The sequence below is a fragment of the Kribbella kalugense genome (assembly GCF_004365875.1).
GTDB lineage: Bacteria > Actinomycetota > Actinomycetes > Propionibacteriales > Kribbellaceae > Kribbella > Kribbella kalugense.
Map to the genome: position 1 here is coordinate 716,051 of NZ_SODF01000003.1, position 17,718 is coordinate 733,768.

General features: G+C 67.7%; 23 protein-coding genes. 17 read left to right on the plus strand and 6 right to left on the minus strand.

Annotated elements, in window-relative coordinates; translation table 11 throughout:
• Window positions 1–6: 6 nt before the first annotated feature.
• The 7 genes from EV650_RS34750 to EV650_RS34780 all read left to right on the plus strand — a co-directional run bounded on the left by EV650_RS34750 (window position 7) and on the right by EV650_RS34780 (window position 5,710).
• Window positions 7–1,197 (plus strand): DNA recombination protein RmuC, encoded by a 1,191-nt coding sequence (locus tag EV650_RS34750; RefSeq protein WP_134123389.1) that lies wholly within the window; start codon window positions 7–9, stop codon window positions 1,195–1,197.
• A 121-nt stretch (window positions 1,198–1,318) separates the two neighbouring features.
• Window positions 1,319–2,491: a glycoside hydrolase family 64 protein gene (locus EV650_RS34755; RefSeq protein ID WP_134123390.1), complete on the plus strand. Its 1,173-nt coding sequence runs from the start codon at window positions 1,319–1,321 to the stop codon at window positions 2,489–2,491.
• A 40-nt stretch (window positions 2,492–2,531) separates the two neighbouring features.
• Window positions 2,532–2,870, plus strand: a complete 339-nt coding sequence (locus tag EV650_RS34760; protein ID WP_202875189.1) for an ArsR/SmtB family transcription factor — start codon at window positions 2,532–2,534, stop codon at window positions 2,868–2,870.
• Entirely contained in the window at window positions 2,867–3,316 is a 450-nt protein-coding gene (locus tag EV650_RS34765; protein ID WP_134123392.1) for an SRPBCC domain-containing protein, read from the plus strand. The genes EV650_RS34760 and EV650_RS34765 overlap by 4 nt, the downstream gene beginning before the upstream one ends.
• 7 nt (window positions 3,317–3,323) lie before the next feature.
• Entirely contained in the window at window positions 3,324–4,439 is a 1,116-nt protein-coding gene (locus EV650_RS34770) for an aromatic ring-hydroxylating oxygenase subunit alpha (protein ID WP_134123393.1), read from the plus strand.
• 107 nt (window positions 4,440–4,546) lie between these two features.
• Complete coding sequence (locus EV650_RS34775; RefSeq protein ID WP_134123394.1) at window positions 4,547–5,065, plus strand: SigE family RNA polymerase sigma factor; 519 nt, start codon at window positions 4,547–4,549, stop codon at window positions 5,063–5,065.
• A 3-nt stretch (window positions 5,066–5,068) separates the two neighbouring features.
• Window positions 5,069–5,710, plus strand: a complete 642-nt coding sequence (locus tag EV650_RS34780) for a hypothetical protein (RefSeq protein ID WP_134123395.1) — start codon at window positions 5,069–5,071, stop codon at window positions 5,708–5,710.
• Here EV650_RS34780 and EV650_RS34785 read toward each other — a convergent pair.
• Together EV650_RS34785 and EV650_RS34790 are read right to left on the minus strand one after the other, a co-directional pair.
• Entirely contained in the window at window positions 5,703–6,743 is a 1,041-nt protein-coding gene (locus tag EV650_RS34785) for a 4-hydroxy-3-methylbut-2-enyl diphosphate reductase (protein ID WP_134123396.1), read from the minus strand. The two genes, EV650_RS34780 and EV650_RS34785, sit on opposite strands and share 8 nt — an antisense overlap.
• A 111-nt stretch (window positions 6,744–6,854) precedes the next feature.
• Entirely contained in the window at window positions 6,855–7,352 is a 498-nt protein-coding gene (locus EV650_RS34790; protein ID WP_134123397.1) for an HAD domain-containing protein, read from the minus strand.
• 45 nt (window positions 7,353–7,397) lie between these two features.
• Between EV650_RS34790 and xseA the strand changes: the two genes are divergently transcribed.
• Genes xseA through EV650_RS34805 form a run of 3 tightly spaced genes read left to right on the plus strand, consistent with a single transcriptional unit; the run spans window position 7,398 to window position 9,336 of the window.
• Complete coding sequence (gene xseA, locus EV650_RS34795) at window positions 7,398–8,612, plus strand: exodeoxyribonuclease VII large subunit (protein WP_134123398.1); 1,215 nt, start codon at window positions 7,398–7,400, stop codon at window positions 8,610–8,612.
• Window positions 8,613–8,629: 17 nt separating this feature from the next.
• Complete coding sequence (locus EV650_RS34800) at window positions 8,630–8,815, plus strand: exodeoxyribonuclease VII small subunit (protein WP_134123917.1); 186 nt, start codon at window positions 8,630–8,632, stop codon at window positions 8,813–8,815.
• Between the two features lie 8 nt (window positions 8,816–8,823).
• Window positions 8,824–9,336, plus strand: coding sequence for a GNAT family N-acetyltransferase (locus EV650_RS34805; RefSeq protein ID WP_134123399.1), 513 nt, complete (start codon window positions 8,824–8,826; stop codon window positions 9,334–9,336).
• Here the strand turns inward: EV650_RS34805 and EV650_RS34810 are convergent.
• Window positions 9,314–9,940: a TetR/AcrR family transcriptional regulator gene (locus EV650_RS34810; RefSeq protein WP_134123400.1), complete on the minus strand. Its 627-nt coding sequence runs from the start codon at window positions 9,938–9,940 to the stop codon at window positions 9,314–9,316. The genes EV650_RS34805 and EV650_RS34810 overlap by 23 nt on opposite strands.
• A gap of 40 nt (window positions 9,941–9,980) precedes the next feature.
• On the opposite strand from EV650_RS34810, the gene EV650_RS34815 reads away from it, so the two are divergent.
• Window positions 9,981–10,577: a flavodoxin family protein gene (locus EV650_RS34815; RefSeq protein WP_134123401.1), complete on the plus strand. Its 597-nt coding sequence runs from the start codon at window positions 9,981–9,983 to the stop codon at window positions 10,575–10,577.
• Window positions 10,578–10,590: 13 nt separating this feature from the next.
• Window positions 10,591–10,911: a DMT family transporter gene (locus EV650_RS34820; RefSeq protein WP_134123402.1), complete on the plus strand. Its 321-nt coding sequence runs from the start codon at window positions 10,591–10,593 to the stop codon at window positions 10,909–10,911.
• Window positions 10,912–11,227: 316 nt separating this feature from the next.
• On the opposite strand, the gene EV650_RS34825 is transcribed toward EV650_RS34820, so the two are convergent.
• Together EV650_RS34825 and EV650_RS34830 are read right to left on the minus strand one after the other, a co-directional pair.
• Window positions 11,228–11,887, minus strand: coding sequence for a nucleotidyltransferase family protein (locus tag EV650_RS34825; RefSeq protein ID WP_134123403.1), 660 nt, complete (start codon window positions 11,885–11,887; stop codon window positions 11,228–11,230).
• Between the two features lie 162 nt (window positions 11,888–12,049).
• The gene (locus EV650_RS34830) at window positions 12,050–12,664 is read right to left on the minus strand and encodes a DUF4245 domain-containing protein (RefSeq protein WP_134123404.1); all 615 of its coding nucleotides are present in this window, start codon (window positions 12,662–12,664) and stop codon (window positions 12,050–12,052) included.
• 121 nt (window positions 12,665–12,785) lie between these two features.
• On the opposite strand from EV650_RS34830, the gene EV650_RS34835 reads away from it, so the two are divergent.
• A complete protein-coding gene (locus tag EV650_RS34835) occupies window positions 12,786–13,733 on the plus strand; it encodes a carbohydrate kinase family protein (RefSeq protein ID WP_134123405.1) in 948 nt (315 codons plus the stop codon).
• A gap of 1 nt (window position 13,734) precedes the next feature.
• Window positions 13,735–14,205, plus strand: a complete 471-nt coding sequence (locus tag EV650_RS34840) for a hypothetical protein (RefSeq protein WP_134123406.1) — start codon at window positions 13,735–13,737, stop codon at window positions 14,203–14,205.
• Here the strand turns inward: EV650_RS34840 and EV650_RS34845 are convergent.
• Window positions 14,202–14,870 carry a FadR/GntR family transcriptional regulator gene (locus EV650_RS34845; protein WP_238174670.1) on the minus strand — a complete coding sequence of 223 codons (669 nt, stop codon included), beginning with the start codon at window positions 14,868–14,870 and terminating at the stop codon, window positions 14,202–14,204. The genes EV650_RS34840 and EV650_RS34845 overlap by 4 nt on opposite strands.
• Before the next feature lie 206 nt (window positions 14,871–15,076).
• Here EV650_RS34845 and EV650_RS34850 point away from each other — a divergent pair, with 206 nt between their 5' ends.
• The 3 genes from EV650_RS34850 to EV650_RS34860 are packed head-to-tail and all read left to right on the plus strand — an operon-like array spanning window position 15,077 to window position 17,716.
• Window positions 15,077–16,405, plus strand: coding sequence for a 2-isopropylmalate synthase (locus tag EV650_RS34850; RefSeq protein WP_238174671.1), 1,329 nt, complete (start codon window positions 15,077–15,079; stop codon window positions 16,403–16,405).
• Entirely contained in the window at window positions 16,393–17,163 is a 771-nt protein-coding gene (locus EV650_RS34855) for an ABC transporter ATP-binding protein (protein WP_134123408.1), read from the plus strand. The genes EV650_RS34850 and EV650_RS34855 overlap by 13 nt, the downstream gene beginning before the upstream one ends.
• Before the next feature lie 58 nt (window positions 17,164–17,221).
• On the plus strand, window positions 17,222–17,716 hold the full coding sequence (locus EV650_RS34860; RefSeq protein ID WP_134123409.1) for a hypothetical protein: 495 nt from the start codon (window positions 17,222–17,224) through the stop codon (window positions 17,714–17,716).
• Window positions 17,717–17,718: the final 2 nt, after the last annotated feature.

Below are 17,718 nucleotides of genomic sequence, written 5' to 3' on the forward strand. Positions count from 1 at the left end.
AGTGACATGACCGGTACGACGCTGTTGCTGATCCTGCTGTTCCTGTTCATCGGGCTGCTGCTGGGTGCTGCATTCGGCCTGCTCTGGGCGCGCGGGCGGGACGGGTCACGCCTCGCGCGGATCACGGCTGAGCGCGATGCGGCCGAGGATCGCGTGGTCGAGCTGACGCAGGAGCGGACGTCTGTCGGGCAACAGATGGGCGGCCAGGCCGTCGTCAAGGAAGCGCTGGATCGCCTGCACGCGCAGCTGAATCAGCTCGAGAAGGGGCGTGCCGCCTGGCAGAGCCAGCTTCATCAACAGGTCAACGAAGTGCGGATGAGTGGCGAGGCGCTGCGGCGTGAGACCGCGTCGCTGTCGACCGCGTTGCGAAAACCCCAGGTGCGTGGACGATGGGGCGAGCTGCATCTGCGCCGGACGGTCGAGCTGGCCGGCATGGTGGCGCACTGCGACTTCACCGAGCAGACCACGACGGTCGGCGAGGACGGGACGCTCCGCCCGGACCTGGTCGTGAGACTTGCCGAGGGCAAGAATATCGTCGTCGACTCGAAGGTGCCGCTGGCCGCGTTCCTGGAGGCAGCTGAGTCGGACGATGCCGACTTCATTGCGGATCGGTTGCGAGCGCACGCGCGGCATCTGCGGACGCATGTCGATCAGTTGGCCTCGAAGCAGTACTGGACCCGACTGTCACCGTCACCGGAGTTCGTCATCCTCTTCGTGCCGGGTGAGTCGTTCCTGTCCGCGGCCCTCGACGTCGAGCCCTCTCTCCTCGAGTACGCCGCCGAGCGCCGGGTGATCCTGGCGACGCCGACGACGTTGATCGCGACCCTGCGAGCAGCGGCGTACGCCTGGAACCAGTCGGCGCTGACCGAGTCGGCGCAGCAGGTCTTCGAGCTCGGCCGGGAGTTGTACGAGCGCCTCAGCACGATGGGCGAGCATCTGAGCCGGGTCGGCCGGTCGCTCACGTCCGCCGTCGAGGCGTACAACGGCACGGTCGGCTCGTTCGAGCGGCGAGTCTTCATCACCGCTCGCAAGCTCCGCGACCTGCATGTCACCGAGTCCGAGCTGACCGCGATGGAGTCGATCGAAGCGTCCGTCCGCCCGCTGACCGCACCCGAGTTCCTGGCCATCGAAGACCCACAGCCGACCAGACATTGGCCGCCTACTAGACCGGGTGAGTCTGGCAGTCAGGCGGGTTGAGCCTGCCACCCGGACCGGGTGACCCTGTCGGAAAGCCGACAGTGGTGGGCTGTTGACAGTCAGTGGTCACTTCACGACACGATGAGAGCGCTCTCTCGGGGGGCCGACGTGAGGAGGAACCATGCGCTTCAGAACGCGAATGCTGGCAATCGTCGCGGCCGCCGTGACGGTGGCCGGCGTACTGTCGGCGACCGCGCACCGATCGGCCGACGCGGCCGTCCCGGCGACGATTCCGTTGACGATCACCAACAACTCGGGCCGCGGCGACGCCGTGTACATCTACAACCTGGGCACGAACCTGGCGACCGGTCAGCAGGGCTGGGCCGATGCCGGCGGCACCTTCCACGCCTGGCCGGCCGGCGGCAACCCGCCCACCCCGGCGCCGGACGCCTCGATCGCCGGACCGGGCAACGGGCAGTCCGTCACGATCCAGATGCCGAAGTTCTCCGGCCGGGTGTACTTCTCCTACGGCCAGAAGCTCGACTTCAGACTGACCACGGGCGGCCTGGTGCAGCCCGCAGTACAGAACCCGACCGACCCGAACCGGAACATCCTGTTCAGCTGGTCGGAGTACACGCTGAACGACAGCGGCCTGTGGATCAACAGCACCCAGGTCGACATGTTCTCCGCGCCGTACGCCGTCAGCGTCAACGGGAACACGACCGGGCACCTCAAGGCCGGCGGCTACAACGCCGTCTACAACGCACTCCGCAGCGCCGGCTGGGGCGGTCTGATCCAGACAGCACCTGACGGTTCGACACTCCGGGCGCTCTCACCGCTGTACGGCGTTGAGACGGGCGCTCTCCCGGCGAGCGCGATGGACGACTACGTCAACCGAGTCTGGTCGAAGTACAGCTCGGAGACCCTGACGGTCACACCGTTCGGCGACCAGCCCAACACGAAGTACTTCGGTCGCGTCTCCGGCAACGTCATGAACTTCACCGACAGCTCCGGCGCGGTCGTCACGTCGTTCCAGAAGCCCGACTCGGCCAGCATCTTCGGCTGCTTCAACCTGCTCGACGCACCGAACGACCTGGTGCGCGGGCCGATCTCCCGCACCCTGTGCGCCGGTTACAACCGCTCCACCTTGCTGACGAACCCGAACCAGCCGGACGCCAACGACGCGAACTTCTACGCCGACTCGGTTACCAACCACTACTCCAAGAACATCCACGCCCAGATGGTCGACGGCCACGCGTACGGGTTCGCCTTCGATGACGTCGGCAACCACGAAGCGCTCGTCCACGACGGCAACCCGACCCAGGCCGGGCTGATCCTCGATCCGTTCAACTAGAGGCTTGACTCCTCGGTTCGTTAGTGGGAGCTTACCGTTCGTGGGAACTTACGGATCACTCGAGGCCGCAGGCCCGGTGCTGGACGCACTGGGCGATCCGACCCGCCGGGTGATCCTCGAGACACTGCGGTCCGGTGGGCCGTGCTCGGTCGGTGTTCTGGCCGAGCACGTGCCCGTCAGCCGGCCGGCGATCTCGCAGCACCTCAAGGTGCTCGGCGCCGTCGGCCTGGTGCGGCACGAGTCGCGCGGGACGCGGAACATCTACCGCGTCCATCAGGCAGGTCTCGACGAGCTGCGCAGCTGGCTCGACCGGTTCTGGGGCGACGCGCTGGACGCGTACGCCGACCACGTCAGGCGGACCGAGGAGGAACGGAAATGAGCGTGGAACAAGAGATCTCGCCCTTGGTGAAGACCGTTGTCGTGCCGGTCGGCGTCGACCGGGCGTTCCAAGCCTTCACCGCGGAGACGTCGGCGTGGTGGCCGCTGTTCAGCCACTCGGTCGGCGAGGCGGCGGCGAGCGAAGTACGGATGGAAGGCGCTGTAGGCGGCCGCATCGTCGAGTACGGCGCTGACGGCGAACTCGCCACCTGGGGGACGTTGTCGGACTGGGATCCGCCGACGTCGGTCGCCTTCAGCTGGCACCCCGGCGGCGATCCGTCCGAGGCCGGGCAGGTGACCGTCACGTTCACCGCGATGGACGACGGCACTCAGGTTCAGCTCGTGCATTCCGGCTGGGAGCGTCGCGGCGATGGCGCCCGGGCCCGCCTCAGCTATGACACGGGATGGGACTACGTGCTGGGCAAGTACGTGGAGTTCGCCCGATAGTTGGCAGATGACTCCCGTTGACGCCCGTGCTCTGGAAGCTTCGCTGCGGCCGCATGGTGAATCGGTCATGCTGCCGCGGGCGGCGTACACCGATCCCGCCGTACTCGAATGGGAACGCCGGCACTTCTTCGCCGGGACGTGGACCTGTCTCGGCCGCGTCGACGAGCTGTCCGACGGTACGACGTACCGCGAGGTGACCGTTGGCGACATCGCGACCGTGGTGACGTTCGGCGAACGACCGCGTGCCTTCGCCAACGTCTGCAGGCATCGCGGGCACGAGTTGCTGCAGCGGGACGAGACCAGCGATCGGCGGGCCGTGGTGTGCCCGTACCACGGATGGTCGTACGAGCTCGACGGCTCGGTGAAGGCAGCTCCGCGGATGGGCGACGCCTTCCAGACCGAACCGTATGGTCTGGTCGAGCTGCCGGCGGAGGTGTGGCAGGGCTGGCTGTTCGTGAACGCGACCGGTACGGCGACGTCGTTCGCCGATCATGTCGGCGGACTCACCGACCTGGTCGCTCCGTACGCGCCGGAAACCCTTGTATTAAAGGCGCGGCACGCGTACGACGTCGCGTCGAACTGGAAGACGATCGTGGAGAACTACCACGAGTGCTACCACTGTCCGTTGATCCACCCGGAGCTGTGCAAGGTGTCGCCACCGACCTCCGGTGACAATTGGAACCTCCCCGGCGCGTGGGTCGGCGGGCTGATGGACCTACGCCTGGATGCCGAGACGATGTCGCTCGACGGCCGGTCGCTCGGAGTCCCGCTCGACGGTGTCGATCCACGGACCGTGAACTACCTCGGTCTCTTCCCCAACCTGCTGATCTCACTGCACCCCGACTACGTGATGACCCACCGCCTCGAGCCGCGAACACCGAGCCTGACCGCGATCGAATGCTCCTGGTACTTCCGTCCCGAGGTCACCGATCCGTCGTACGCGGTGGACTTCTGGGACATCACCAACCGCGAAGACTGGGCCGCCTGCGAGTCCGTCCAGCGCGGCGCCGAGTCCCCGCACTTCCGCCCAGGCCCGCTCGCCCCCGCCGAAGACGCCGTCTACCAATGGGTCACCATGCTTGCCCGCGGCTACCTCGGCAAACCCCTCAGCACCCCAGCCTGAACCTGTTTCAACATCACAAGGTTCGCGCTGTCGGGTTACAGCTCAACCTTTTCGGACTGTTGGCTCATCACACTCCTGACCGGATGACAGCTGGCTAGGGGTGTGGGATGGATCCAGGACGGGATCGGGAGTTCGCGGACTTCGTGGACGGACGGTTCACGGCGTTGCAACGGTTCGGGTACCTGCTGACAGGTGAGTGGCATCTGGCCGAGGACCTGGTGCAAACGTCGCTGACCAAGGTGTGGTTCCACCGCAACTCCTTGCGCAGCGGGAACGCGCTGGAGAGCTACACCCGCACAGTGATGGTCAACACGAGCACCCAGTGGTGGCGACGCAAGTGGAAGGGCGAGACGCCGACCGAGCACCTCCCGGAGCCGGCGGCGCCTTCCGAGTACGGCGTCGTGGACGACCGCGATCTGTTGCTCAGGGCACTCGCCACGCTCCCCCGCCGTACCCGCGCGACGTTGGTACTGCGGTACTTCGAGGACCTGCCGGAATCCGAGATCGCCCAGATCATGGGCTGTTCGCTCGGCACCGTGAAGAGCAACGTGTCCCGCGGGCTGGCCAAGCTCCGCGAGCACCACCTGGTCGCCGCCGTCTCCGCCCCTGCCCAGAAGGAGGGCTGAGTCATGACCGAAGACCTGAAGACCAGGTTCGAGCAGCTGGTCGCGGACCCGCCGCCGCCGAGCGCCGTACCGAGTGAGGCCGTGTTCGCCCGCGTCCGGACGGTACGCCGACGCCGTACCGCCGGCGTGGTCACCGTGGCAGCCGCCGCAGTGGTCGCCGTCGCACTTGCCCTAGGCAACGTCACCAACATCGGCGGCGCCCCGCCGGTCACCAACACCCCAGGCGCACCAAAGTCGGTCATCACCGGCCCGCCAACGGCCGCCCCAAAGCCGCCACCACCGATCAAGGTCGCCCTGAAACCGTCGATCAACGGCCGGACGGTCGGGATGACCGTCACGGTGTCCGGGAAGGCGTTCATCCCGACGGGAATCCCCGAGGGCACACTGCTGCCCGCGAGCACAGAGTTCCTGGACATGTCCGGCGGCACGGACTATTCCTTTGGCGACGGCTACCAAAGCGGCTCCGACGGCGGTTCGATCGACTGCACGCGGAAGAAGCTGACGACCGGGTCCCAGACGTATGTCATCCCGGAGACGCATGCCTTCAAGAAGCCCGGAACCTACAAGTTCACCTACACGGTCCGCTACTGCGGCACCAAGGGCTGGTTCCCCACCACCGCCACCACGAAGCTGGTGGTCAGATAGTCCAGGCGTGGTCTGAGGTGCCGGTGGTGGGAAGGCCGGCGGCCTTCAGGTCGGTGCGGAGGTCGCGGGGGAGGGCGAAGGTGAGGCTCTCCTCCGCGGTGGTGACTTCCTGTACGTCGGCGTACCCGCGCTCGGCCAGCCAGCGCAGTACGTCGCGGACCAGCACCTCCGGGACGCTCGCACCGCTGCTGACTCCGACCGATTCGACGCCCTCGAGCCAGGCCTCGTCGATCTCGTCGGCGTAGTCGACCAGGTAGCCGGCCTTCGCGCCGTGCTCGACGGCGACCTCGACCAGGCGGACCGAGTTCGACGAGTTCCGGGAGCCGACCACGATCATCAGGTCGGCGCCGGGGGCAAGCTTCTTGACCGCGGCCTGACGGTTCTGGGTCGCGTAGCAGATGTCGTCGCTCGGCGGGTCCTGCAGGTTCGGGAACCGCTCGCGGAGTCGCCGTACCGTCTCCATCGTCTCGTCGACCGACAGCGTGGTCTGGGACAACCAGACGACCTTCTCGGGGTCGCGGACGGTGACGTTTGGTACGTCGTCCGGCCCGTCGACGAGGTGCACGTGGTCCGGGGCCTCGCCGGAGGTGCCGATGACCTCCTCGTGACCCTCGTGACCGATCAGCAGGATGTCGTAGTCGGTCGCGGCGAACCGCTTCGCCTCGTGGTGGACCTTGGTCACCAGCGGGCAGGTCGCGTCGATCGTCTTCAACTGCCGCGCGGCCGCCTCCTGGTGCACGATCGGGGCGACGCCGTGCGCGGAGAAGATGACGGTCTCCCCCTCCGGTACCTCTTCGGTCTCGTCGACGAAGATCGCACCACGCTTCTGCAGCGTCTGTACGACGTACTTGTTGTGCACGATCTCCTTGCGCACGTACACCGGCGGACCGTACAGATCGAGCGCCTTCTCCACCGCCACAACGGCCCGATCCACGCCCGCGCAGTACCCCCGCGGCGCCGCAAGCAGCACCCGCTTGGTCTCAACCACGGTCGTCGTACCAATGTCGTCAGGCTGGGCAGTCACGTCACCCATGGTACGGGCCGCGATCTGTGAGCAGCATCACCGTCGTCAACGGTGGAACGAGCATCGGGGAGCCGCCCGCCCTATCCGGGCGGCTCCTCCGTGGGAGGTGTTACCAGCACCTCAAGAATGCGGCCGAAACGCCTTTCCCGCAAAGGATTTTCCGGCCCACTCCCTCAGTACGCCGAAGTCCTGGGCAGTCAGTCCGACGCGTGGATCGACCGGAAGAATTAGTTGCTGTGGGAACCGGGTCTGCTCGGGCTCGCCGATCTCGTCGTCTACCCAGGCGAACGGGCGGTCGCCCACCCAGTTTGCGACGTACGGCGTCTTCCAGGAACCCCGGCGTACCCGCGTGCGATCCGGCCAGAGGATCGTCGGGAGCTCGGGCAGGCCGAGGAGTGGTCCGAGGAGGCGGTTGGCGCCGTGCTCCCAACTGCTCGCCCACACCAGGTCGAAGGTGGCGGCGAGCTGGTTGAGCTCCGTTCCGTGCTGCGGGTTGAGCAGCACTCGCCAGGTCTTTGCGCCCTCAGTGATCTCGTGCTGTTCGTACCCAGGCGGGATCCCGTCGGCCGCGTGCGGGTTGAGCGGACCGTCGAAATCGAGCAGCAGGAGCGGGCGCATCACTCAACGTTAGGACTTGTCGGTGCCGGGTCGTAGGGTCTGGGGGTGGCATTGGAGACGTCGCCGGAAGCACCCGCCGCCGTTCGCACGATCGCGAACGGGATTGCCGGCTGGATCAACCAGCTCGGCGCCGTGTGGGTCGAGGGGCAGCTGACGGACGTCTCCATCGGGCGCGGTACGACGACGGTGTTCGGGACGCTGCGGGACACGGACGCGGACATCTCGCTGCGGTTCACCTGCAATCGGCGGGTGTTCGAGACGGTCGAGGTGCACGACGGCTCGCGGGTGCTGGTGCACGCGAAGCCGAACTTCTTCGCCCGCCGCGGCACGCTCGCGCTCGCGGTGAGCGAGATCCGCCACGTCGGCATCGGCGAGCTGCTGGCGCGGATCGAGCGGCTGAAACAGCTGCTCGGGGCCGAAGGGCTGTTCGAGCCGTACCGGAAGAAGAAGTTGCCGTTCCTGCCGCAAACGATCGGGCTGATCTGCGGGCGTGATTCGGCGGCTGAGCGCGACGTACTGGAGAACGCGAAGCGGCGGTGGCCGGCGGTCGCGTTCCGGATCGAGTACGCGTCGGTGCAGGGGCCGTCGGCGGCCGGCGAGGTGATGACGGCGCTCCGGAAGCTGGACGCGGACGAGTCGGTCGAGGTGATCGTGATCGCGCGCGGCGGCGGGTCGCTGGAGGATCTGCTGCCGTTCTCGGACGAGGGGCTGATCCGGGCGGTGTCGAAGACGAGTACGCCGGTGGTGAGCGCGATCGGGCACGAGCCGGATTCGCCGCTGCTCGACCTGGTCGCGGATCTGCGCGCGTCGACACCGACCGACGCGGCGAAGCGGATCGTGCCGGACGTGCGCGAGGAGCTGGACGGCGTACGGCTGCTGCGCGAGCGCGGGTTGCGGGCGATCACGTCCTGGCTGGATCGGGAGACGCATGCGCTGGCGGCGATCCGTTCGCGGCCGGCGTTGGCGGCGCCGGTGACGGACCTGCAGCGACGGTCCGACGAGGTTGCCGCGCTGATCGAGCGGAGTCGCCGTACGCTGACGCATCGGCTCGACCGCGCGAGCGACGACCTTGCGCACCGGTTGGCGAGCGTACGGGCGTTGTCCCCGAAGGCGACGCTGGAACGCGGGTACTCCGTGCTGCAGCTGGCGGACGGGACCGCCGTACGGGAAGTGGCGCAGGTAGCGCCGGGTGACCTGCTGCAGGCGCGGGTCAGTGACGGCCGGTTCGCGGTCGAAGTCAAGTCCGAGGAGAACACGTGAGCGGCGACCGACCCGAGATGACCTACGAGCAGGCCCGCGAGGAACTCGTCGAGGTAGTCCGCAAACTGGAAGCCGGCGGCACCACCCTCGAAGAATCCCTAGCCCTCTGGGAACGCGGAGAAGAACTGGCCACCACCTGCCAACACTGGCTGGACGGCGCCCGAGAACGCCTAACCAAAGCCCAAGAACAAAAACCCACCTGAGCACTGCAGTGCCTGGCCACGGGCTCACGACGCGGACTGCTCGCTCTGGCGACCTCCTCGGCGCCGCTGAAGCCCGGGTAGCCAGTTGGCGTGCCGCGTTCACGGGCCTGGTGCCGCAGGACTTCCTGGACGCGATGGATCCGGCCGCGATCGCGGCGTCCTGGTCGGACAGCATTACGGCCGGCCGCTCCCGGCTGTACGTCGCCGTACTCGGAGATCAGGTGGTTGGGTACGCCGGACTCGGCCCCGAACGTGATCCCGCGGCGCCACCCGGAACCGGTGAGCTGTACGCGCTCTTCATCCATCCGTCGTACTGGGGCACAGGGGCTGGACGCGCGCTGACGGACGCCGCCTGCGCCGACCTGCGTGAGAACGGGTGCGTGAACGTGTGGTTGTGGGTGCTCGAGGCAAACACCCGGGCGCGCCGGTTCTACACGACGTACGGCTTCACCGACACCGGCGACCGGACGCACTCGTCGTTGAACAACCTTCTTGAGATCAGGCTGGCAGCAAGGCTGTAGCTACGGTGCGGAGGCCTGCTTTCATTCGGTCGAGGTCGAAGCCCTGGGTGCGGAGGGCGTTGTGTAGGTCGGCGGCTAGGGGGGCCAGTAGGGCGTGGGCGGTGTAGTTGGCGTCCAGGGACGGGTGGGCGGCTTCGATCAGGTGGGCCAGGTGGCGGTGCCAGAGGTGGTAGGAGCCGATTCGGTAACGGGCGCCGTCTGAGGCGTTCTCGCTGTCCATGAAGAGTTCGACGTGCCGATCGAGTAGCTCGAGGTAGGCATCTAGGAACGCCGTTACGCGGTCGAGCGGCGGGGCTCCTGGGCCTAGCGGCGGTGGGCCGGTGATGATCTTCGCCTGTAGTTCCTGCTCGCGCTCGTCCAGCAGTGCGACCGCCAGCCCGGCACGGTCGCCGAATCGCCGGAACACCGTGCCCTTCCCCACGCCTGCCTCAGCGGCGATGGCGTCGAGCGAGACGTTCTTCACCCCGTGCTCGGTGAACAGCCGGTCGGCCGCCTCCAGCACGCGTAGCCGGTTGCGCCGGGCGTCCGCGCGTTCCGGGCGCGGCTCACCCACGACCGGCAACTCCCGTTGTGAAACGGACTGCGGTCCGCTACTGTCGTTCATAAGACGGACTGTAGTCCGCTAAGCCTTCAGGAGGAAGCACATGAGCAACAGCGCGACGGTGGCGATTGCGTACCACTCGGGTTATGGGCACACCGGCAAGCAGGCGGAGGCGGTCGCTGCCGGCGCCGCGTCCGTGCCGGGCACCGTGACGGACCTCGTCCCGCTCGACGAGCTGACTGAGGACGTGTGGGAGCGGCTGACTGCGGCGGATGCGATTGTCTTCGGCGCGCCGACGTACATGGGCAGCCCGAGTTGGGTGTTCAAGAAGTTCGCCGAGGAGAGTGTGCGGATCTGGGCCGCCGACCTCGGCTGGCGGGACAAGATCGCGGCCGGGTTCACCAACTCCAAGGCGATGTCCGGCGACAAGCTGAACAGCCTGGTCGACCTGGCTGTGTTCGCCGCGCAGCACGGGATGATCTGGGTCGGCCTGGACATCTACCCGGGCTGGGCGGAGAGCACCGCGAGCATCGAGGACCTCAATCGCCTCGGCAGCTGGATGGGCGCGATGGCCCAGTCCGACGCGGACCTCTCGGCGGAGAAGGCGCCCCCGGCGACCGACCTCCGTACCGCCGCCGCCCTCGGGGCTCGAGTCGCGACCATCACCCACCGCCACCTCCGCGGGGCGCTAGCCGCATGAGGAGGCTCGGCTGATGGCTTGGCTTGTGCTGCTGGCGGCGGCGGTGTTTGAGGTCGCCTTTGCGCTCAGTCTGAAGCCCAGCGAGGGGTTCACCCGGCTCTGGCCGACGATCGGCGTGCTGGTATTCGGCGTGATCTCCGTCGTACTGCTCGCGAAAACCCTCGATCGCCTCCCGGTCGGTACGGCGTACGCGATCTGGACCGGACTCGGCTCGGTCGGCGTCGTCACCCTCGGCATCGTCGTCTTCAACGAACCACTCACCCCGGCCCGCATCGCCTGCCTCGCCCTGATCGTCACCGGCGTCATCGGCCTCCGCCTCGCTGGCGCGGAATAGCGAACCTCCCCCACTCACCAACCGCCGCTGTGTGCGCGCCGCACCCGCCGGCTGAGCGTGCACCCGGCCGGCCACGCGCAATTGATGAGTGATGCACGTCCGCCCTCGCCATCGCCGCCGCGCCAAACACCCCCACGCCCCCGAACCTTCTCGCTTCGGGGGTTGCCCCTTGAGGTAGAGGGTTGCCCCCTCAGAATCTCGATGGGCAACCCTCCAGCTGGATGGGCAAGCCCTGAAGGCCACAGCGGACGAAGGCTTTCGGGCGGCGGTGCGCGGCGCGGTGGGCGGAGGTGGGAGGCGGGCGAGGCGTCCGGGGTCAGTAGGTGGTACGGCGGCGCGGACGAGGGCGGGGTGGGAGGCGGACGGGGTGGGTTTCTACCGGGCCCTCGTCGGTCGGGTAGGCGGCTTGGGTGGAGATCAGCTGGCGGTAGTTTTCCCAGCTGGTGGCCCGGGGCGGGATGTTGCCGATGGCATCTACCTTGGTGACGGGGTGGGTGCCGTCCTCGATCGGGTCCCACAGGTCGGCGTCGCTGCGGAGGGTACGGAGTTCGCCGAAGAGTTCGCGACCGAACCAGCACGGGTGGCTCTCACCGTCGTCGTACCGGCAGACGCCGATCGGGGTCGCGGCCTCGGCGACGAGTGACCAGACGGTGGCCGAGGTGATGCCGGGTTGATCACCGAGCAGTACGACGATGCCGTCCGCGCGCCGGTCGACCGCGTCCAGCGCCGGCACGATCGACGAGCTGTCGGTGTCGGAGTGGGGCGATTCGACCACCCGGACCCCGTCGAGGTCGATCCGGTCGTGGATCTGCTCCGACGCGCTGCCGAGCGTCACGACCAGCTGGTCGAACCCGCATTCCCGCGCACCCTCCAGCGTCGCGCCGAGGAGCGGGCCGCCTTGGTAGGAGAGCAGCTGCCAGGGCGCGCCGAGGTGCGGTGAGCTGTCGGCGCCCAGCAAGAGCCCGGTGATGAACATCGGCGGGTCAACTCCCCGCCCGGGACGGCGCGACCATCGGGGCCCTTTCGCTGGTCCCCGAGCGTAAGAAAGCCGAACCTTGATCGAACCCCGTGCCGTGGGCATGTGTCAACGACCGTCCGGAGAGCGGTCGGAAATGCCCGCAAAATGGTCAGATCGACGTCAATGCAAGGAAGAAGCAAACGTTTCAAGCGCAGGATAACCGGCATTTCCGGTGACGATGGTGGTGACTCCGGATCCGACCAGTACCAACGCGTTCTCGCCCTTACGGTCGAGCAGAACCTTGCGCTGCCAGGTCACGCCGGCAACTGTCGTCGTACCGTCGTCGGACGTCCGGCCGAGCTTGTCAGCCGGAAATTTGCCGGTGGTGACGTTGGACTGCTCGATACCGACGTATTTCTTCTCATTGGTGACGACGCCGAGATGCCAGGTCATCGGCTCTTGCTGTGGAGCGAGGAATTCGACGCTGGTCGCGGTCCAGCCGGACGGCATCGGCTCCGGGCCGCGCACCCAGGCCGCGGCCTTCCGCGCGTCCTGCAGTTGCGCGGTGTACTCGACCGCCTTCGGCTTGGCCTCCCCCTTCGGCCGCCACGTGACCAGGATCAGGAACGCGACCACGACCAGGCAGATGACCATCGCGAACACCATGTTCCCGACGGTCTGCGACTTCGCCTTGTCCCGTCGGTACGCCTGCCGGTACTCGTTCGCCTCCGCCTGGATCTGCGCCTTCTCCCGCGCCGCAGCCTCGTTGGAAGCACCCTGACCTGTCGAACTCATGCCCACAGTGTCTCGCGCCCACCAATCCGCCCGAACAGCGGCCACTCCGCTCGAAGAGCGGCGACACGCGTTGGCTACGATCCGTTGGCATGAGCGACCCGACCACGCCACCGGCCCATCGATGAGTGCACCCGTCCTCGTCATCGGTGAGGCTCTCGTGGATATCGTCGGTACCGCGGCGAAGACAACCCGCAACGGCAACGGGAAGACCAACGCCACCCCCGGCGGCTCTCCCGCGAACGTAGCGGTCGGTCTGGCGCGCCTCGGCGTACCGACCGAGCTGGTCACGCGCTTCGGCACCGACGCGTACGGCGACCAACTGGGCGCGCACCTGTTCGGGAACGGTGTCCAGCTCGCGCCCGGCTCGGTCGACCCGAACTTCCGGACCAGTACGGCGACTGCAACGCTGGACGCGGCCGGGGTCGCGACGTACCAGTTCGACATCACCTGGGAACCGCCGGCGCTGTCGCTCTCGCGCGGCTGCCCCGCGGTCCACACCGGTTCGATCGCGACCGTGCTCGAGCCAGGCGCGGCCGCGATCCGGGAGTTCCTGAAGTCGCTCGCCGACCAGCCGGTCACGGTCACGCTCGACCCGAACGCGCGCCCGAGCATCACGCCCGATCCCGTCTCGACATGGTCCGCCGTACGGGCGTTGGCCGCGATGAGCGACCTGGTCAAGCTGAGTGACGAGGACTGTGAGTTCCTGCGGCCCGGCTCGACACCGCTGGACATCGCGGAGGAGTTGCTGACCGCCGAGCGGACCCAGTGCGTCGTGATCACCCGCGGCGGCAAGGGCGCCCTCGGGGTCAGCCGCGACGCGCGGGTCGACGTGACGGCTCCTGCGATCGAGGTCGTGGACACCGTCGGCGCGGGCGACTCGTTCATGTCGGCGCTGATTGCCGGCCTGGAGACGCGTGAGTTGCTCGGCGAGCGGCGGCTGACCGGGCTGACCTCCGAGGATCTGCGCGAGGTCGTGGACTACGCGGTGAAGGCCGCTGCGATCACCTGCACTCGGCATGGCGCGGACCCACCGACTGTCGCCGAGCACGCTGCGCGGTGGGGCGCCTGACATGTCGGCGGAGACGTGGACATCCGAACTGGAGTCCAAGGGCAGTGTCGTGTTCCAGCCGCGCCGCGGTCGGTTGGTGGTGCGGCTGGCCGCGTTCGCGCTGCTGATGGTGCTGTCCGCATGGACGAACGTCGACCACCTGCGCGCGGACGGCATCTCCGGGGCTCTCGGCGTACTGCGACTGACCGCGCTGGCCGCCTTCGTCTACGGCACAGCACTCACGGCATACCAGCTGATCACGAACCGCCCAGTGATCAAGGTCGACGCCGACGGCATCACCCGCGGCCGCAACCTGCCCTGGTCCGGCATCACCAGCATCGACGACCCGGCCGGCCTACCGCTGGCCCGGACCGTCCAGGTCAACCCGGCTGACCGGCGTACCCGCCCGATCTCGATCCCCCAGGACAACGTCGAGGACCTGGAAGCTCTCAGCCCCTGGCTCCGCTCACTTCTCGAGCAGCACCGCGATTAGCCGAGGGTGCTGCGGACCGCACTGAGGTGTTCTCGGGACCGGTCTGCGGCTAGGTCGGGATCCTGAGCGCGGATGGCTTCGGCGATCGCCTCGTGGGCGGCCTGGTCGTGCCGGTGGCGGTGCTGGTCGTCGAGCTTCAGCATGTCGATCATCGCCCGGCGGATCCGCGGCACGAACGTGTCGAACAACTCCGTGAGTACGGCGTTGTGCGCGGCCGTCACGACCGCCCGGTGGAACGCGAGATCGGCCTCGATGTACCAGTCGTCCGGCGCACTCACCGCCGCCCGCTTCCGGTCCGTCAGCGTGTAGCGGAAGTTCTTCAGATCGGCCGGGGTACGCCGGGATGCCGCCAGCCGGGCCGCTTCGGTCTCGATCGCGAGCCGGCCCTCGAGGACATCGGTGATGTCGGCCTTCCGCAGTACCTTGTCCCAGTCCTCGGCGGCCTGCAGCGCGATGACGAACACGCCCGCGCCCTGCCGGCTCTCCAGCACCCGACGGCCGGCGAGCTCGCGGACCGCCTCGCGGATCGTGGACCGGCCCACGCCCAGTTGCGCGGCCAGTGTGGTCTCGCCCGGGAGCTTGGCGCCGAGCACCCATTCACCGCTCCCGATCCGGCGCAGCAACTCCTCGGCGGCCTGCTCGGCGAGTGGGTGACGGCGAATCATGACGGACATTCTAGGGGTGCTCAGGTTGTCAGCTTGTCTGAGGAGTTGGTAGCGTGTTCGTCATGACATCGGTTCTCCGGCTCCCGGGCCTCCTTCTTGGCCGCCTCCTTCTTGGCCGCCACGGCGGGAGCTGATTCGACCGGCGCTCCCTCCGTGGAGTGCCGTCGTACGCCGGTCCTCCCCCGCTTGCCCGGAAGGACCACCTCATGAACCGTCAGCAGCCCTCTCCCATGCCCAGCCACCGCTACCGCGACATCTTCGCCAAGGTCCCGGTGGCGCCGGTCGACCGCACCTGGCCGGACCGCCGGATCACCACCGCGCCGCTCTGGGTACCGGTCGACCTCCGCGACGGCAACCAGGCGTTGGCCGAACCGATGGATCCTGAGCGCAAGCGCCGGTTCTTCGAACTGATGGTTGCCATCGGCTACAAAGAGATCGAGGTCGGCTACCCGTCCGCGTCCCAGACCGACTTCGACTTCGTCCGGTTGCTGGCGGCAAGCGATCTCGTCCCCGACGACGTCACGATCGTCGTCTTCACACCGGCTCGGCGGGACCTGATCGAGCGGACCGTCGAGTCGGTCGCCGGGATGCGTGGCGACGTCGTGATCCACATGTACGCCGCGACCGCTCCGACCTGGCGCGACGTCGTACTGCGTCGTACCCGGGACGAACTGGCGTCGATGATCTACGCGGGTTCCGAGGAGATCCTGCGGCTGGCCGGAGATTCGGTGCGGTTCCAGTTCTCGCCCGAGGTGTACAACCTGACCGAGCCGGACTACGTGCTCGAGCTGGCCGATCACCTCACCAAGCAGTGGGATGCGACCCCGGAGCGGCCGGTGATCCTGAACCTGCCGGCCACGATCGAGGTCGCGACGCCGAACGTGTACGCCGACCAGATCGAGTACATGCACCAGAATCTGCCACGGCGCGACGGCGTGATCCTGTCGGTGCACCCGCACAACGATCGCGGGACCGGGATCGCCTGCGCGGAACTCGCCGTACTCGCGGGTGCGCAACGGGTCGAGGGCTGCGTCTTCGGGAACGGCGAACGCACCGGGAACGTGGACATCGCGACCCTCGCGCTCAACCTGCACGCCCAGGGCGTCGATCCGATGATCGACTTCTCCGACATCGACGGGATCCGGGAGGTGGTCGAGTACTGCACCCGGATGCCGATCCATCCGCGGCATCCGTACGTCGGGGAGCTTGTCTACACCGCGTTCTCCGGGACGCATCAGGACGCGATCCGGAAGGGGTTCGCGGTGCAAGGGCCTGGGCTCTGGGAGGTGCCGTATCTGCCGATCGATCCGGCCGACGTCGGGCGCGGGTACGAGGCGGTGGTCCGGGTCAACAGCCAGTCGGGTAAGGGCGGGATCGCGCATGTACTGGAGTCCGTGTACGGAATCCGGCTAACGGGCGTGCAGGAGGTCGAGTTCGCGCGGCATGTGCAGCGGCGTACGGACGAGACCGGGCGGGAAGCGAGTGCGGAAGAGCTGAAGGCGTTGTACGAGGAGGTTTACGGGTGCTCGAACTGAAGGATGTCGACTTCGTCCGGGACGGCAAGTCGTTGCTGTCCGGAGTGACGCTGACCGTCGGCGAGGGTGAGCGGTGGGCTCTGCTCGGGCCGAACGGCGCGGGCAAGAGCACGCTGCTCGGTCTCTGTGGGGCGATCACGCATCCCACTCGCGGGACGGTCGAGATCCTGGGCCGGCGCTTGGGTACGGTCGATATCCGGGAGGTGCGCGAGTCGATCGGTCACGTCAATCCGCGGCATCCGCTCCGCTCGCCGCTGTCCATCCTCGACATCGTCCTCACCGGTCTGACCGGCACGATCGAACGCATGCCCCGCCGGGAACCGACTCCCGCTCAGACAGCTCGCGCTCAGGAGCTGATCGAACTGCTGGGCATCGGCGGGCTGGGCAGCTGGACCACCCTCTCCCAAGGCGAACGCGGCCGCGCCCTCATCGCCCGGGCCTTGATCTCCGACCCCAAGCTCCTACTCCTCGACGAACCCTCCACCGGCCTGGATGTCGCGGCCCGCGAGCAACTCCTGGAAACCCTCGACCAGATCCACACCAGCCATCCACATCTGCCGTGGCTCCTCGTCACCCACCACCTCGAGGAGCTCCCCACGTGCACTACGCACGCAGCCCTCCTCCGCGAGGGCCGCCTGCTGGCTGCCGGCGATGTGCACGACGTCCTCACCACCGATCTCGTATCGGAGGCCTTCGACCACCCGATCTCCATCACCCACGCCGCCGGCCGCTGGACCGCCACCGCCCGGCGTAGGTAACCGCTACAGTGAGTCAGCTCCGAGGCTGTCGTGAGATCTGGGGAACTACATGGCGGTGATGGGTGAACGACTACCCGAGGCATGGATGGTCGAGCTGCACCGAAATGGGCGCGTCGAGTTCCCACTGCGGCGATGGGCGTTCATTTGGTTGCCTGTGGCACCGCTGCTCGTGATGGGGTTGTTCGGTGCGATCCGGCTCCCCTACATGCTCGACAGCTGGCGCGTCGTCGGCTGGATCGCGATCGCGGCGTACGCCGGTATCGCGATCGTCATCGTCTGGCAGTTCGCCACCCAGCGACCGTTCGTCGTCATCGACCACAACGGCATCCACCGCGGCCGCCGCCGCTTCATCCCCTGGACCGAGATCAGCTCCATCGGGCCACTCTCCGGCCCGAAACTAGCCCGCCAGTTCCTCATCTTCCCGAAGAACGTCCGCGCCAAAAACCTGGCCCTAACCCAACAACACGCCAACGACCTACAGTCCTTCAGAACCTGGCTAGAACAACTCCTGGCCGAACACCGGGGTTCGGGCGCCTCGGGAGAACGCACCTAGAG